The sequence below is a fragment of the Variovorax sp. J31P207 genome (assembly GCF_030316965.1).
In the GTDB taxonomy this organism is placed as follows: Bacteria; Pseudomonadota; Gammaproteobacteria; order Burkholderiales; family Burkholderiaceae_C; genus Variovorax; species Variovorax ginsengisoli_B.
Genome location: NZ_JASZYN010000002.1, coordinates 468629 through 482369, shown reverse-complemented (window position 1 = coordinate 482369; position 13741 = coordinate 468629). Strand labels below are relative to the sequence as shown.

At 63.2% G+C, this 13741-nt stretch carries 15 protein-coding genes; 10 read left to right on the top strand and 5 right to left on the bottom strand.

What is annotated here, in order from left to right:
- Positions 1-81 precede the first annotated feature (81 nt).
- From QTI68_RS07880 to QTI68_RS07865, 4 genes are read right to left on the bottom strand one after another with little or no spacing between them, the layout of a single operon-like run.
- Positions 82-1077, bottom strand: a complete 996-nt coding sequence (locus QTI68_RS07880) for an NAD(P)H-dependent flavin oxidoreductase (protein WP_286520787.1) — start codon at positions 1075-1077, stop codon at positions 82-84.
- Entirely contained in the window at positions 1074-1736 is a 663-nt protein-coding gene (locus QTI68_RS07875; protein ID WP_286520781.1) for a 2-hydroxychromene-2-carboxylate isomerase, read from the bottom strand. Before QTI68_RS07875 ends, QTI68_RS07880 begins: the two co-directional genes overlap by 4 nt.
- Positions 1729-2505, bottom strand: coding sequence for an enoyl-CoA hydratase (locus tag QTI68_RS07870; protein WP_286520780.1), 777 nt, complete (start codon positions 2503-2505; stop codon positions 1729-1731). Before QTI68_RS07870 ends, QTI68_RS07875 begins: the two co-directional genes overlap by 8 nt.
- Entirely contained in the window at positions 2505-3233 is a 729-nt protein-coding gene (locus tag QTI68_RS07865) for an SDR family oxidoreductase (protein WP_286520779.1), read from the bottom strand. Before QTI68_RS07865 ends, QTI68_RS07870 begins: the two co-directional genes overlap by 1 nt.
- 341 nt (positions 3234-3574) lie before the next feature.
- Here QTI68_RS07865 and QTI68_RS07860 point away from each other — a divergent pair, with 341 nt between their 5' ends.
- From QTI68_RS07860 to QTI68_RS07835, 6 genes are all read left to right on the top strand, one after another.
- Positions 3575-5122: a class I adenylate-forming enzyme family protein gene (locus tag QTI68_RS07860; RefSeq protein WP_286520777.1), complete on the top strand. Its 1548-nt coding sequence runs from the start codon at positions 3575-3577 to the stop codon at positions 5120-5122.
- A 77-nt stretch (positions 5123-5199) separates the two neighbouring features.
- Positions 5200-6180: a Bug family tripartite tricarboxylate transporter substrate binding protein gene (locus QTI68_RS07855; protein ID WP_286520775.1), complete on the top strand. Its 981-nt coding sequence runs from the start codon at positions 5200-5202 to the stop codon at positions 6178-6180.
- A gap of 188 nt (positions 6181-6368) precedes the next feature.
- Complete coding sequence (locus QTI68_RS07850; RefSeq protein WP_286520774.1) at positions 6369-6830, top strand: guanylate cyclase; 462 nt, start codon at positions 6369-6371, stop codon at positions 6828-6830.
- Between the two features lie 228 nt (positions 6831-7058).
- A complete protein-coding gene (locus QTI68_RS07845) occupies positions 7059-7223 on the top strand; it encodes an FmdB family zinc ribbon protein (protein WP_286520771.1) in 165 nt (54 codons plus the stop codon).
- A gap of 233 nt (positions 7224-7456) precedes the next feature.
- The gene (locus tag QTI68_RS07840) at positions 7457-8569 is read left to right on the top strand and encodes a transporter substrate-binding domain-containing protein (protein ID WP_286520770.1); all 1113 of its coding nucleotides are present in this window, start codon (positions 7457-7459) and stop codon (positions 8567-8569) included.
- Between the two features lie 199 nt (positions 8570-8768).
- Positions 8769-9410, top strand: a complete 642-nt coding sequence (locus QTI68_RS07835) for a peroxiredoxin (RefSeq protein ID WP_286520769.1) — start codon at positions 8769-8771, stop codon at positions 9408-9410.
- Here the strand turns inward: QTI68_RS07835 and QTI68_RS07830 are convergent.
- Positions 9388-10743 (bottom strand): LLM class flavin-dependent oxidoreductase, encoded by a 1356-nt coding sequence (locus tag QTI68_RS07830; RefSeq protein WP_286520767.1) that lies wholly within the window; start codon positions 10741-10743, stop codon positions 9388-9390. The genes QTI68_RS07835 and QTI68_RS07830 overlap by 23 nt on opposite strands.
- A 199-nt stretch (positions 10744-10942) precedes the next feature.
- Between QTI68_RS07830 and QTI68_RS07825 the strand changes: the two genes are divergently transcribed.
- From QTI68_RS07825 to QTI68_RS07810, 4 genes are all read left to right on the top strand, one after another.
- Positions 10943-11377, top strand: a complete 435-nt coding sequence (locus QTI68_RS07825; RefSeq protein WP_286520765.1) for a DoxX family protein — start codon at positions 10943-10945, stop codon at positions 11375-11377.
- Between the two features lie 92 nt (positions 11378-11469).
- Positions 11470-12510, top strand: coding sequence for a sulfonate ABC transporter substrate-binding protein (locus QTI68_RS07820; protein WP_286520763.1), 1041 nt, complete (start codon positions 11470-11472; stop codon positions 12508-12510).
- 29 nt (positions 12511-12539) lie between these two features.
- A complete protein-coding gene (locus QTI68_RS07815; protein WP_286520762.1) occupies positions 12540-12737 on the top strand; it encodes a hypothetical protein in 198 nt (65 codons plus the stop codon).
- Between the two features lie 11 nt (positions 12738-12748).
- The gene (locus QTI68_RS07810; RefSeq protein WP_503011634.1) at positions 12749-13714 is read left to right on the top strand and encodes an aliphatic sulfonate ABC transporter substrate-binding protein; all 966 of its coding nucleotides are present in this window, start codon (positions 12749-12751) and stop codon (positions 13712-13714) included.
- The last annotated feature ends 27 nt before the right edge of the window (positions 13715-13741 follow it).

Sequence of the window (13741 nt, the reverse complement as noted above, 5' to 3'; positions counted from 1 at the left end):
CACTCCCCAGCTTCTCCACCATGCATTCCCCATCGGACAGGCAGCCACGCCCTTTTGTGAGAGTGCATGTTTGCTCGTCGCTCAGTCGACGACCAGTGCGCTCTCGCCGATAAGATTCGAAAGTCGTCGCGAAACGATGTCTTCCGCCTCGCGGACTATCCTTCCGAGCAGGTCTGCAACCGATGGTACGTCGTTTATCAGACCCGCGACCATACCGCAGCTCCAGGCACCGGCGTCCATCTGCCCCTCGACCATCACCTTGGGATAGACCCCGCCGACGAAGTCTCGGATGTCCGCGATGCCAATTTCAGCACCTTTCGCGCGCTCGACCGCCATCAAGGCGTCGACTCCGGCATTCTTCAGAACCCGTTCGGTATTGCGAAGCTGCCGCATGACCAGACGTGTGTCGAGTTCAGAGGCGTCGACGATAGCCTGCTTGACGTTCGGGTGAACCGGTGCCTCCTTGGTTGCAACGAAGCGCGTCCCCATGTTCATGCCGTCGGCGCCGAGCGCCAGCGCTGCGACCAGGCTTCGTCCGTCAGCCATGCCACCAGACGCCACAAAGGGGATGGACAGCTCATCGGCGGCCCTTGGAAGAAGAATCATGTTGGGCACGTCGTCCTCGCCGGGATGCCCACCGCATTCGAATCCGTCGACGCTGACCGCATCGCAGCCAATCTGCTGGGCCTTCAAGGCGTGCCGTACCGAGGTGCATTTATGGATGACCTTGATGCCTGACGCTTTCAAGGCCGGCATATATTGCTCAGGGCTTCGCCCGGCCGTCTCAACAATCCTTACCCCACCCTCGGCAATCGCGGCAATGTACTCGGCGTAAGGAGGCGAAGCGAACGTGGGCAGGAAGGTCAAGTTGACGCCAAAAGGCTTGTCTGTCATGTCCCTGCATCTCGCGATTTCCTTTGCCAGCAGTTCAGGGGTCTTCTGGGTCAAGCCAGTGATGAGGCCGAGCCCACCAGCGTTGGACACAGCGGATGCCAGTTCCGCCAAGCCTACGAAATGCATTCCACCTTGGATGATGGGGTGCCTGATGCCGAACAGTTCTGTGATTCTCGTCTTCATGATGCGATGTGTTGGGGCGTTGGCGGGGCGGGAAGCGGCCGGCCGTCGGCCTTCTGTCTAAGGATTTCTTCTTCAACTTCCCTCAGCCTGTCCTTGCCGAAGAAAATCTCGTCACCGACAAAGAACGTGGGCGAACCGAAGGCGCCTCGCGCGAATCCGCTCTGAGTGTTGAAACCTAAACGTTCCTTGACGTCGGCATCTTGTGTTGCCTTCAAGATTGCTTCTGCGTCAAGGCCTGCTGTCGTGAGTGCGCTGTGCACCACTGCTGGGTCCGCCATGTTCAAGCTCTGCTCCCACATGCAGGAGAACACTGCTTCCACATACGCGTCGAAGCAGCCGAGCTTCTCCGATGCCACTGCGCCCCTCATGATGAGCAGCGTGTTGACAGGAAAGAACTCGTTCTTTCGGAAGTTCGAGAGCTTGTGTTTGGCCAGGAAGCGCTCGACTTCCAGGGCATCGTAGGCACGCTTGTTGGGAATTCCAGCGAACGCCTCTGCCGGGGACCGATTGTTCGTCAGCTTGAACAAGCCGCCGAGCAAGATGGGCACGTACTCAATTCGGGTGTCAGTGCGCCATTCAATATCACGCAACACGCGGTGGCACATGTACGCGTTTGGGCTACCGAAGTCGAACAAGAATTGCGCAGCTACTTTACTCATGATTTTGGCCCGAAGAAACGGTGGTCGAAGGAGGCTTCAGGAAAGCGTCAAATGCAGCTTTGGCCTGAAGCGTTTGAAGCAAACGTGCAAACTTTTCGTTCTCTCGCTCCATCCGTCGAAGATACGTGTCGGAATCGCCGCGCATCAGCGACTTGATGGCTCGAAGCGCTGGCGCGGACCCACCACACAACCGACGACCTACTGCCACCGTGTGCTGAAGAACCTCCTCTGGCGGCAGGACCGCGTTGACCAAACCAAGCGTTTGGCCATCGGCAGCACTGACCGGGTCTCCTAGCAGGAGCAATTCAGCTGCTCGCTGATAGCCTAGAGTGGCTGGCAGCACCAGAGACGAAGCGAATTCGGGGCATAAACCAAGCTTCGAGAACGGGAAGGCGAGCTTCGCAGTGGCCCCAGCGAAGACCAGGTCGCAGTGCAACAGCATCGTTGCTCCAATGCCGACTGCAGGGCCGTTGACCGCGGCGAGCAAAGGCTTTCCCAGTCCGATCACCGACTTCATGAACTGGACAGATGGCCTTTCGCCCTCGATAGGACGCGGGTTGGCAAAGTCGGCGATGTCATTGCCAGCACAGAAGGCCGAGTCGGTTCCGTGGATGACGACAGCTCGTATGGAGTCGTCGTGTTCAGCTGCAACCAACGCCAGTGCCAGTTCGACGTACATCTCGGAGGTGAGCGCGTTCTTCCGCGCTGGTCGGTTGATGCCGAGCCGTACCAACCCGTCCTCGACCACTCGTGTGATTTCTGCGGACATCACCAGGTCTCCAGCCAAGGACGAATCTCTGTTTCGTGGGTCCAGGCATTGCGCGGCTGCATGTGAATCTGCCAGTAAGCCTCGCCAATGCTGTCGGGCGAAACAATACCCCCCTGGTCTTTCATCGCGTATCGCTCGGGGAAATTCGTGCGGATGAATTCCGTATCGATGGCCCCGTCAATGACCGGATGTGCGACGTGGATGCCCTTCGGCCAAAGCTCCCGGGCCATGGACTGCGCCAGGGCGCGAAGGGCATGCTTGGCACCCGCAAAGGCGGCGAAGCCGTCGCGCCCGCGCAGGCTCGCGGTTGCTCCCGTGAAGATGATGGTTCCCCGCCCCCGCGGCAGCATCTTCTTGGCCACCTCTCTGCCCATCAGAAAGCCGCCGAAGCAAGCCATCTCCCAGACCTTGAAGTAGACCCGCGCGGTGGTCTCGGTGATGCCGAAGCGGACGTTCGCGCCAATGTTGAATATCGCGACTTCAATCGGAGCGATGTCCCGCTCAATGGCCTCAATGAGGGCCACCATCTCCTCTTCCTTGCGAGCGTCGCTTCCGAAGGCATGGGCCTCACCGCCCGCCGCCCTGATTTCATTCACCAAGGGAACCAACTTGTCCGCACTGCGACGCGTGACGCACGCGATGTATCCCTCGCGCGCAAAACGTTTGGCGATTGCGCCACCTGTGGCGTCGCCCGCCCCAATGACTAGGACTGCTTTCTTCTCACTCATGTCATCTCCTTGATCGTTTGACAACGGAAGGTCCGGGAAAAATGCCTCGTGGGGAAACCTGTGGGTTGGATTTTGGGGCGTGAGTGGCCTCAAAAGCGGAACGCAGGGCAAACCTAGTTCTGCAGTGCGGAATGCTGCTCCTTGAACCGCCGCATTCAGTGGTTTGTGACCTGCGCGAGTCGCCAGCGCGACCGATGAGAGGGGAAGAGGGTGACGGCGGGCATCCGAGGCTAGCGCTCTACGGAGCCGATCGAAATTCTGCATTGCAGAACTGAATAGTCACATCTTCGGCCACTTGCTTCATACACTCTGCGCCGAGACAAACGCAAAGGAAAACAGAGATGAAGCCTGAGCAACAAACGCCGCGCAGGGTGCATGAGCTACTCGACCCCTGGGTAGCGAAGCAGCCGAATGCCCTCGCTCTGCGAGACGCCGTCGTGACGATGACCTATGGCGAGCTGGACCAGCAAGCGCGGCTGCTGGCGGCGAGACTTCAGTCTGCCGGAGTTCGCCCTGGCGACCGAGTGCTCATCGTGGGGGAGAACTGTGTCGCGATGTGCGTACTGTTCCTTGCACTGAGCAGAATCGACGCGTGGACCAGCGTGGTCAACGCCCGGCTCACGTCGCGAGAAATCGCGCAGTTCATTACTCATTCGGGCGCGCGTCGTGTGCTCTACCTGGGGCACGTATCGACCGGCGCGCAGGCCCACGCCGAGCACCACGGTGCAGCTTCATTCCCCTCTGAGCTGGGCGACATCGCGATTGGCCCGCTGGCGGAAGACGTGAAGGCGGAGGCCTCCTATGCAGACCCGTCTGAGCAAGTCGCTGCGATGGTCTACACCTCGGGGACGACGGGGTCCCCAAAGGGGGTCATGCTGACCCACAGCAACATGGCCTTCGTGGCCACGTCGGCGCGGGATGTCCGGAACATCGGTCCCGGCGACGTTGTCTACGGGGTGCTGCCCATGGCGCACGTGGTGGGCCTGTCGACGCAGTTTCTAGGCGCAATGTCAGCGGGGGCAGCGCTGCTGCTGGAACCACGCTTCACAGCGGAAGGGACTATCAGAGCGCTCGCCGAAGACGGGGTGACCATCTTCACTGGGGTCCCCGCTCTTTTTGCCCGCATGCTTGAGTGGGCCCGGCAGAGCGGTACGGCAATTCACGCGCCACGGTTGCGGCTCATCACGGTCGCCGGCTCGCCACTGACACCCAGCCTGAAGGCCGAGGTCGAGCGCGAATTCAAGCTTCCACTGCAGAACGGATATGGCCTGACAGAGACCTCCCCGACGATTGCGCAAACTGGCATCGGCGGCGATCGAGCCGACTGCTCCGTGGGGCCGCCGATTCCGGGCGTCGACGTGCGCATCGTCGATGCCGCTGGCGACGAAGTCGCGCCAGGCGAAGTAGGTGAACTCTGGGCCCGCGGGCCGGGCGTCATGAAGGGCTACTACAAGGACGAGGCGCTCACGGCCACCGTCATCAACTCCGAGGGCTGGTTCAACACGGGCGACATGGCCAGATGCGGTCCCGATGGAGCTCTCTTCATATCCGGTCGCACCAAGGAACTCATCATCCGCTCAGGCTTCAACGTCTATCCCGTCGAGGTCGAGCAAGTGCTCAACGCCTATCCGGCGGTTGTGCAGTCGGCGGTCGTGGGCCGCGAAGTTGGGCACAACGAGGAAGTGGTCGCGTTTGTCGAAACCAGGGATGGCTTTGCTATCGATATGAGCGACCTGCGCTCGTACCTGCGGGGCCAACTCTCACCCTACAAGCAGCCGACGGACATCCGGCTCGTGAAGACACTGCCATCGGCGCCGAACGGAAAGGTGCTCAAGCACGTGCTGCGAGAGCTTGCGAAGTCGCCGGACGACTTGGCGGCCGGCGCGTAGAGCCGGTCGACACAGAACTCGGGCAATGCCAGCCCTCTCTCGTCCAATTTATCACCCTCCAAGAGTCCAGACATCACATGAAGCATGCATCAACAAGCAGGACGTTCGCAGCCATCGCAGCATTGGCCCTGGGATTTGCAGCCCAAGGTCGCGCGGATGAGAGGCCGGAGGCGTATCCATCCCGTCCCATTCACGTGATGCTCGGCTTTGCCCCAGGTGGGTCGACCGATGCGCCCATGCGCGTGCTCGCCCAGAAGGTCGGCACGATTCTGAAGCAGCCTGTCGTCATCGAGAACAAGCCGGGGGCGGGAGGGGTCATCCCCACGCAAAATTTGCAGGCCGCAACACCAGATGGGTACACCCTCGCGATTGCCCCAGCGAGCGTCTACCGATTGCCATACACGCAAGGCATCAAGTGGGACCCATCGAAGGACCTTAGCTACGTCATCGGTCTGACGGGCTACGCGTTCGGCATCGTGGTGCCAGCTGGCTCCCAGATCAAGAACCTCAACGACTTTGTTGCCTACGCCAAAGCCAATCCGGGCAAGCTCACGTACAGCACGCCAGGCGTCGGGACGACCAATCACCTGACCATGGAGCAGGTGTCGCGGCACTACGGAGTCACGCTCAATCACATCCCATACAAGGGGTCCGCGGAGTCGCTTCAGGCCATCGTGGCTGGACAGGTCGATTCTGCGGCGGAGACATCAGCTTTTGTTCCCTACGTAGACAGTGGAAAGCTGCGTTTGATTGCGGTCTGGGGGAGCAAGCGAATGAGCCGCTATCCCGACGTTCCCACCCTAAAGGAGAGCGGCTTGAACATCGTCCAGACATCGCCGTGGGGGCTCGTTGGTCCCAAGGGTATGGACCCGGTCATCTCGGCCAAGCTGCATGATGCGTTCAGGCAAGCCATGGAGACGAAAGAGTTCAAGGATGTCTTGGGTCGGTTCGATATGGAACCTGACTACAAGAGCCCGAAGGCATACCAAGCTTTCGCAGTCGAGTCGATGAAGCGGGAGAAGGAGATTCTTGACGTCCTGGGGCTTTCGCAGAAATAGCGCGCTGCCGGCCTTGCGTTGCGGATGACCGTCGAAGGCGGAATTCGGGCCAGCAACGGACGCTCGGCGGTCATTGCACCGTTGCCCCCAGGTCCAGACGAAACTAGAACTTAGGTGTGAATTCATGGCTGCACCTAAAGAACGGCCTCGCGCTTTTTGAATGATGGCAGCGTAGCTAGCATCAATCAATGATTACAGCGCGCGGATTGGATGCAGTTTCCGAGGCACTGGCGACCAAAGGCCCTGTCGGGGCGCTTGCATATCTCAATGAAGGCGTGTCGCCTCGCTACACCGCCATCTATCGCTTCGCAGGCCCGCTTCTCCACAACGTGCTCTTGCATGACAAGCAGGGCAGGAAGCGACCGGACTATCTGTCGGTCGTCCCGTTCACGCAGAGTTTCTGCCAGTTCGTGCAGCGGGGAAAATCCTTTCGGACCATCGATTCCGCAGCCGACCCGCGGCTGAGCGGGCATCCGCTCCAGGGAGTCGTCATCTCCTATCACAGCGTTCCGCTCCTTGACGAATGCACAGGGCACCTGTGGGGCACGCTCAGCCACTTCGACATGAAGAGCTCGCCGCTATCGGATGCCGAGTTCGTCCTTCTTCAGGGAGCGGCTCGGCTGCTTCCCGCATTCCTGGCCAGAAGCTGAAAGCAGCCGGGGCGACGGACTCGTCTTCGTGGTCGGGTGCTGCTTTTCGCCGTCCTGACCCTCGTCTATTCTTGACCCCATCCTGGTACGACACTGCGGCCCATTGGCTGACCTCCACCAAGTCCCGAAAAAGTGTTTCCACGGAAGCACCATCGTCGTAGGATGAGACGCCAGGAGCGGGCGCTTGCCTGACAAAACTTGCCCAACCCACATGGGTGGAGAAGGACCATGCCTACGTACCAATATCGTTGCGCAAAGTGCGGCGAGGTTTTCGAGCACATCGAACACGTCGCTGAGCATGAGACTGCTCGCCTGCGTTGCCCGAAGTGTGCCAGCGAGGCCGTTCAGCACCAGCCGACGCAGTTCTTTGCCAAGACCTCCAAGAAGAGCTAGGTCATCCACACGAAACCTCCGGTGATTTGTGCTCCCCAGGGTATTCGGGGCCGCTGCCGAGGTTCCACCTGATGCGCGACAGGTCCAAGACGTCGGCGACTTGCCGGCCCTGAGGCCAGCTGCTATCGCCCAGTATCGGCGCGCGTACGACAGCGCGCTTACGGCCATCAGCGGAAGATCGCGAATGGCCGCGTTCCGGCATTCCACTTCGATCGATTGCGCCAGAATGTCGGATGGAGGTGTCGGTGGTGCAAACGAATTCACTCCGATCGCAGGGCTTGGCCTTGATGTGGCTGGTGCTGGCGTGTGCTTCGTCGGTGTACGCGGAGGAGGCGGCTCCGCCGCAGACCCGGCCGTTGCGGGTGGCCACGGGTGCGCTGGCGCCTTTCGTCATCAAGGAGGGGGACCGGTTCAAGGGATTCAGCGTCGACCTGTGGCGCGAGCTCGCGCGTCGAATGGGTGTCGAGTTCGTCTGGGTGGACGCGGGCTCACGTGCGGACCAGCTTGAAAGCGTGCCTCGTGGCGACGCGGACGTCGCCATCTCGGCCATTGTCATGACGCCTGAGCGCGAGCGCGTCATCGATTTCTCGCAAGCCTATTTTGATTCGGGCCTGCAGATCATGGTCCGCGCCGAAGCGGAAGGTCCCATTCTTGCAACATTGATGGCCATACCTTGGAAGTCCATCGGAAAGCTGTTCGGCGCGGCGCTGGTGCTTGTTTTTCTCTGCGCCAACGTGCTCTGGGTCATCGAGCGAAGACGAGGCCTGGATCTTGGCAAGGGATACCTGGCGGCCATCGGCAATGAGATGTGGAACACGACGCTGATCATCGCGACCGGCGAGCATGGCGAACGCCGCGACCCAGGCACCCTGAGGCGTATCGTGATCGCCAGCGTCTGGCTGATGGGCATCGTACTGATCACGCAATTGACCGCGACGGTTACCTCATCGCAGACGGTGCAGAGGTTGCGGTCGACCATCACCGGTCCGGGGGACTTGCCCGGCAAGACGGTGGCGACCGTGCCGGGCACTGTGGCGGCAGACTACCTCTCGAATCTGCACCAGCCTTTTGTCGAGGTCGCAAACGCCGCGGCCGCCATCGACTTGCTGACGCACGACAAGGTTCAGGCCATCGTGTTCGACGCCCCCACGCTGCAGTATTGGGCTGCGACATCAGGCAATGGATCACTGCAAGTTGTCGGCCCTGTGTTCAGACCGGAGAAGTACGGCATCGTGGTTGCGCTGGGCAGCCCGCTTCGCAAGCGGATCAACGAAGCGCTGCTCGGCGTCTATCAGGATGGGACTTACGAGCAGATCCACGACAAGTGGTTCAAGACGCAGAGGTAGCCGCCTTCGGAACCCCAGGCGCCGGAAGCCTGGCTCACTTTCTGGGCGTGGCGCTCGGCGCTGGTCCTGTCTCAGTTCGAGACGGACGCGGCGAGGCCTCGCTTCCATGCGGAATCCCGATATCGAAAGAACAAGTCGTTCGTTGGCGTTCGCGCCATGCCTTTCGACAATCGCGGGCTTTCATCACCCAGGAGATTCCATGGCCACCCTGCGACTCGGCGACACCGCGCCCAATTTCACCCAGGACTCCAGCGAAGGCGAGATCGACTTCTATCGCTGGGCCGGCGATTCGTGGGTGGTGCTGTTCTCGCACCCCGCCGACTTCACGCCCGTGTGCACCACCGAACTCGGCAAGACCGCGGCTTTATCGGGCGAGTTCGCCCGGCGCGGCGTGAAGCCGATCGCGGTCAGCATCGATCCGGCGGACAAGCACAAGCAATGGATCGGCGACATCAACGAGACGCAGAACACCACCGTCGACTTCCCGATCCTGGCCGACCCCGACCGCAAGGTGGCCGATCTTTACGACCTGATCCACCCGAACGCCTCGACCACGGCCACCGTCCGCAGCGTCTTCGTGATCGATCCGAAGAAGGTGATCCGCACCACCATCACCTATCCGGCGAGCACCGGGCGCAACTTCGACGAGATCCTGCGCGTGATCGACTCGCTGCAACTGACCGACAGCCACAAGGTGGCCACGCCGGTGAACTGGAAGGACGGCGACGACGTCGTGATCCTCCCGAGCCTGCAGGACCCGGCCGAGCTGGCCGAGCGCTTTCCGAAGGGCTTCAAGGCGATCCGGCCCTACCTGCGCATCACGCCGCAGCCGAACCGGTAGCCGTCGTGTCCGGGAAGTAGCGGTTGGCGGGGCGCGGAAGGCCGAGGTTCTCGCGCAAGGTGGCGCCCTCGTACTCGCGCCGGAAGATCCCGCGCCGCTGCAGCTCGGGCACCACCTTGTCGGCGAAGGCGTCGAGCCCGCCCGGCAGCCACGGGAACATGATGTTGAAGCCGTCGGAGCCTTCGCTGTCCAGCCACTCCTGCATCTCGTCGGCGATGGTCTGCGCAGTGCCGACGAAGGCCAGGCCGCCGTAGCCGCCGAGGCGCTGCGCCAGCTGGCGCACCGTGAAGCCCTCGCGCTCGGCCAGCGCGATCACGCGCTGCTGGCTGCTCTTGCTGGCGTTGGTGTCGGGCACCGCGGGCAGCGGCCGGTCGGGGTCGAACTTCGACGCATCGACACCGAGCGCGATCGACAACGATGCGATGGCGCTCTCCCAGTGCACCAGGCTGTCGAGCCTCGCGCGGATGGCGCGCGCCTCCTCAAGGGTGTCACCGACCACCACGAAAGCCGCCGGCAGGATCTTGAGGTGATCACGCTCGCGGCCCAGCGCCGCGAGCCGGCCCTTGACGTCGGCATAGAAGCTTCGGCCCTCGTCGAGCGTGCCGTGGGCGGCGAAGATGACTTCGGCCGTCTCGGCCGCGAGCTGCCGCCCGGGCTCCGATGCGCCGGCCTGCACGATGACCGGCCAGCCCTGCACCGGCCGCGCGATGTGCAGCGGGCCACGCACCGACAAGTACTTGCCCTTGTGGGCCAGCGTGTGCAGGCGTGCCGGGTCGAAGTAGCGGCCGCTCGCGGCATCGCGGACGAAGGCGTCGTCGGCCCAGCTGTCCCAGAGCCCAGTCACCACGTCGTGGAACTCGCGCGCCCTCGCATAGCGCTCGTCGTGCGCCATGTGGTCCTCGCGGCCGAAGTTGAGCGCGGCGTCGGGGTTGGAGGTGGTGACGATGTTCCAGCCGGCGCGGCCATTGCTCAGGTGATCGAGCGAGGCGAAGCGGCGCGCGACGTGGAAGGGCTCGTCGAAGGTGGTCGAGGCGGTCGCGACCAGGCCGATGCGCTCGGTGGCCTGGCTCAGCGCCGACAGCAGCGTGAAGGGCTCGAACGAGCTCACGGTGTGGCTGCGCTGGAGCGCCTCCATCGGCATGTTGAGCACGGCGAGATGGTCGGCCATGAAAAAGGCGTCGAAGCGCGCGCGCTCCAGCGTCTGCGCAAAGCGCCTGAGGTGGGCAAAGTTGAAGTTGGCGTCGGCGAAGGCGCCCGGGTAGCGCCAGGCACCGGTGTGGATGCTGACGGGGCGCATGAAGGCGCCGAGCTTGAGTTGGCGGTTCGAAGGCATGGCTGCACTTGTACGCGATGGCCATCGATGCCGCCAAAGACGGATTTCCTCGAAGCTTATGCCTTGCGTGTCCGAGCCCGGTCCGCCCCTCGGCGCCAACGGAAAGCGCATCTGCAAACTCGCATTCGTTCGTTCGCGGGCCCGCTGCGCGTCCGCAGAATGCCCAGGACTCCACTCCTTCTTCATTGATCGGTCCACCATGTCCATTCGCAATCCCGAACTCCTGGCGCCCCGTGTCCTGTCCGTGCTGCGCATCGTCTCGGCCTTTCTGCTGATCCAGCATGGCTCGGCCAAGCTGCTCGGCTTTCCTCGCGTGGCCTTCTTCGACAACCTCCAGATCTTCTCGCTGCTCGGCGTCGCCGGCATTCTCGAACTGGTGGGCGGCGTGCTGCTGCTGATCGGGCTCTTCACGCGGCCGACCGCGTTCGTCCTCTCGGGCCTGCTGGCCTTCGCCTATTTCCTCGGTCATGCGACCAAGGGCTTCGTGCTGGTCCCGTTCCTGAACCAGGGCGAGGCCGCGGTGCTGTTCTCGTTCGTGTTCCTGTACCTCGCCGCGGCAGGTGCCGGCCCGTGGAGCGTCGATGCGCTGCGCGCAAGTGGCCGGGCGAATGCACCCACGCCCGCGGCGGCGTAGTCGGTTGATTTGGCTATATGCAACTGACTTAACGGTTGTTCCACTTCGCGCCACCCCTTCGGACAATCGCGATCGCTTTTCCTGACGACTCCATGAACTCCCCCACATCACACGCTCCCACCAAAGACTTCAAGCCTGACTCCCCGGATGGCTCCATCTGGCAGATCCTGCGCGACATCGCGCTCAGTACGCTCGTGGTCTGCGCCATCGCGCTCATCACCGGCTTCCTGGCCGCCACCTCGGCGCATGCACAGGCGCCCAAGGGAGAACTGCGCATCGGCTACCAGAAGTCGGCGAGCCTGTTCGTGCTGCAGAAGGCGCAAGGCAGCCTGGAGAAGCGGCTGCAGCCGCTCGGCTTCGGCGTGAAGTGGGTCGAGTTCCCGGCCGGTCCGCAGTTGCTCGAAGGCCTCAATGTCGGCGCTGTCGACGTCGGCTACGTGGGCGAAGCGCCGCCGATCTTCGCGCAAGCGGCGGGCGCCAAGTTCGTCTACTTCGGCTACGACCCGGCGGCGCCGCGGGCCGAGGCGATTCTCGTCACCAAGGACTCGCCGATCCGTTCGGTCGCCGATCTCAAGGGCAAGAAGGTTGCGCTCAACAAGGGCAGCAACGTGCACTACCTGCTGGTGAAGCAACTCGAGAAGAACGGCCTCAAGCTCAGCGACATCCAGCCGGTCTACCTGGCGCCGGCCGACGGCCGCGCCGCATTCGAGAGCAGGAACGTCGATGCCTGGGTCATCTGGGATCCGTTCCAGGCTGCCGCCGAGAAGGCGACCGGCGCCCGCGTGCTGGCCGACGGCACGCCCGGCGTGGTCAACAACTACCAGTACTACCTGGGCGAACGCGGCTTCGTCACGAAGCACTCGAACGTGATCGAGGCGCTGTTCGAGGATTCGGTGGCCCAGGGCATCTGGCTCAAGAAGAACCTGCGCCAGGCGGCCGAGCAGATTGCGCCCCTGCAGGGCCTGCCGGTCGATGTGGTCGAGCTCGCGCTGCGCCGCTATGAGTTCAACGTGAAGCCGATCACGGCCGAGGTCGCGGCGGACCAGCAGAAGATCGCGGATGTCTTCTTCGACCTGAAGCTGATCCCGAAGGCCATCAAGGTCAGCGACGCGGTCGTCGTGGCCAAGCCCTGAGCGCCCGGCATAGACGGAGTCCAACGCGCATGCACATCGAGTCGACACCTGCCCAGCAAGCCCGCCACGTGATCGAGCGCACCGGTTCCGCCTGGCGGATCGCACCGGCGTCGCCACGCGAAGTGGCACGGCGCGCGCCGCGCGGCCATGTGCCGGCGCGGGTGGCGCGGCGTATCCAGGCGGCCGCGGTGGCTGCGGGTCTGCCGATGCTGGCGCATTCCTGGTGAAGCAAATTCAAATGACATCCCGATTCTTCCCCCCGATCCTTCGACGTGCGATGCTGGCCATCGGCATCGCGCTGGCGGCGACGGTCGCCGTCGCCCAGACCCAGCCGCCGGTTCGCATCGGCTATCAGAAGTCCTCCACGCTGATCGCCGTGCTCAAGGCGCAGGGCGCGCTCGAACGCGAACTCGCGCCACTGGGCGTGAAGCTGACCTGGCACGAGTTCACCAGCGGCCTGCCGCTGCTCGAGGCGCTCAACCTCGACAATCTCGATTTCAGCGCCGATGTCGCCGACACCGTGCCGGTGTTCGCGCAGGCCGCGGGGGCGCAGCTCACCTTCGTGGCCCAGGAGGCGCCGTCGCCGACCGCGCAGGCGATCGTGGTGCGCGCCGACTCGCCGCTCAAGTCCCTCGGCGACCTCAAGGGCAAGAAGATCGGCGTGGCCAAGGGCTCCGGCGGCCACTACCTGCTGCTGGCCGCCCTCGACAAGGGCGGAGTGTCGTTGAAGGACATCGAGGTCGCCTACCTGACGCCCGCGGACGGTCGCGCGGCCTTCGAGAAGGGAGCGATCGATGCCTGGGTGATCTGGGACCCGTTCCTGTCGGCGGCACAGCGCCAGGCCGGCGTGCGCGTGCTCGCCGACGGTACCGGCATCGCGTCCTACCAACGCTACTACCTCGCCTCGACCAAGTTCGCGCAGTCGCGCCCGGAGGTTCTGCGCGTGATCTACGCCGCGCTCGACAAGACGGGCAAGTGGGTCAAGAGCAACCCCCGGGAGGCCGCGGAACTGCTGGCGCCGGTGTGGGGGCTGGATGTCGCCACCGTCGAGCAGGCCAACGCGCGGCGCAGCTACGAGGTCCGCCGGGTCGTGCCCGCCGGCCTCGGCGAGCAGCAGCGCATCGGCGATGCCTTCTTCGCGGAGAAGCTGCTGCCGCGTCGCGTCGACACCTTGCAGGCCGCGCTCTTTCAACCCATCCGATAGACCCAACGCCATGAGGCAGGCCCGAGG

Bases quoted from the DNA above. Each gene is read 5' to 3' on its own strand.
- QTI68_RS07835 (WP_286520769.1), top strand. From the start codon at position 8,769: ATGGCCACCCTGCGACTCGGCGACACCGCGCCCAATTTCACCCAGGAC.
- QTI68_RS07810 (WP_503011634.1), top strand. From the start codon at position 12,749: ATGACATCCCGATTCTTCCCCCCGATCCTTCGACGTGCGATGCTGGCC.
- QTI68_RS07830 (WP_286520767.1), bottom strand. From the start codon at position 10,743: ATGCCTTCGAACCGCCAACTCAAGCTCGGCGCCTTCATGCGCCCCGTC.
- QTI68_RS07815 (WP_286520762.1), top strand. From the start codon at position 12,540: ATGCACATCGAGTCGACACCTGCCCAGCAAGCCCGCCACGTGATCGAG.
- QTI68_RS07825 (WP_286520765.1), top strand. From the start codon at position 10,943: ATGTCCATTCGCAATCCCGAACTCCTGGCGCCCCGTGTCCTGTCCGTG.
- QTI68_RS07820 (WP_286520763.1), top strand. From the start codon at position 11,470: ATGAACTCCCCCACATCACACGCTCCCACCAAAGACTTCAAGCCTGAC.
- QTI68_RS07860 (WP_286520777.1), top strand. From the start codon at position 3,575: ATGAAGCCTGAGCAACAAACGCCGCGCAGGGTGCATGAGCTACTCGAC.
- QTI68_RS07850 (WP_286520774.1), top strand. From the start codon at position 6,369: ATGATTACAGCGCGCGGATTGGATGCAGTTTCCGAGGCACTGGCGACC.
- QTI68_RS07875 (WP_286520781.1), bottom strand. From the start codon at position 1,736: ATGAGTAAAGTAGCTGCGCAATTCTTGTTCGACTTCGGTAGCCCAAAC.
- QTI68_RS07855 (WP_286520775.1), top strand. From the start codon at position 5,200: ATGAAGCATGCATCAACAAGCAGGACGTTCGCAGCCATCGCAGCATTG.
- QTI68_RS07840 (WP_286520770.1), top strand. From the start codon at position 7,457: ATGGAGGTGTCGGTGGTGCAAACGAATTCACTCCGATCGCAGGGCTTG.
- QTI68_RS07865 (WP_286520779.1), bottom strand. From the start codon at position 3,233: ATGAGTGAGAAGAAAGCAGTCCTAGTCATTGGGGCGGGCGACGCCACA.
- QTI68_RS07845 (WP_286520771.1), top strand. From the start codon at position 7,059: ATGCCTACGTACCAATATCGTTGCGCAAAGTGCGGCGAGGTTTTCGAG.
- QTI68_RS07870 (WP_286520780.1), bottom strand. From the start codon at position 2,505: ATGTCCGCAGAAATCACACGAGTGGTCGAGGACGGGTTGGTACGGCTC.
- QTI68_RS07880 (WP_286520787.1), bottom strand. From the start codon at position 1,077: ATGAAGACGAGAATCACAGAACTGTTCGGCATCAGGCACCCCATCATC.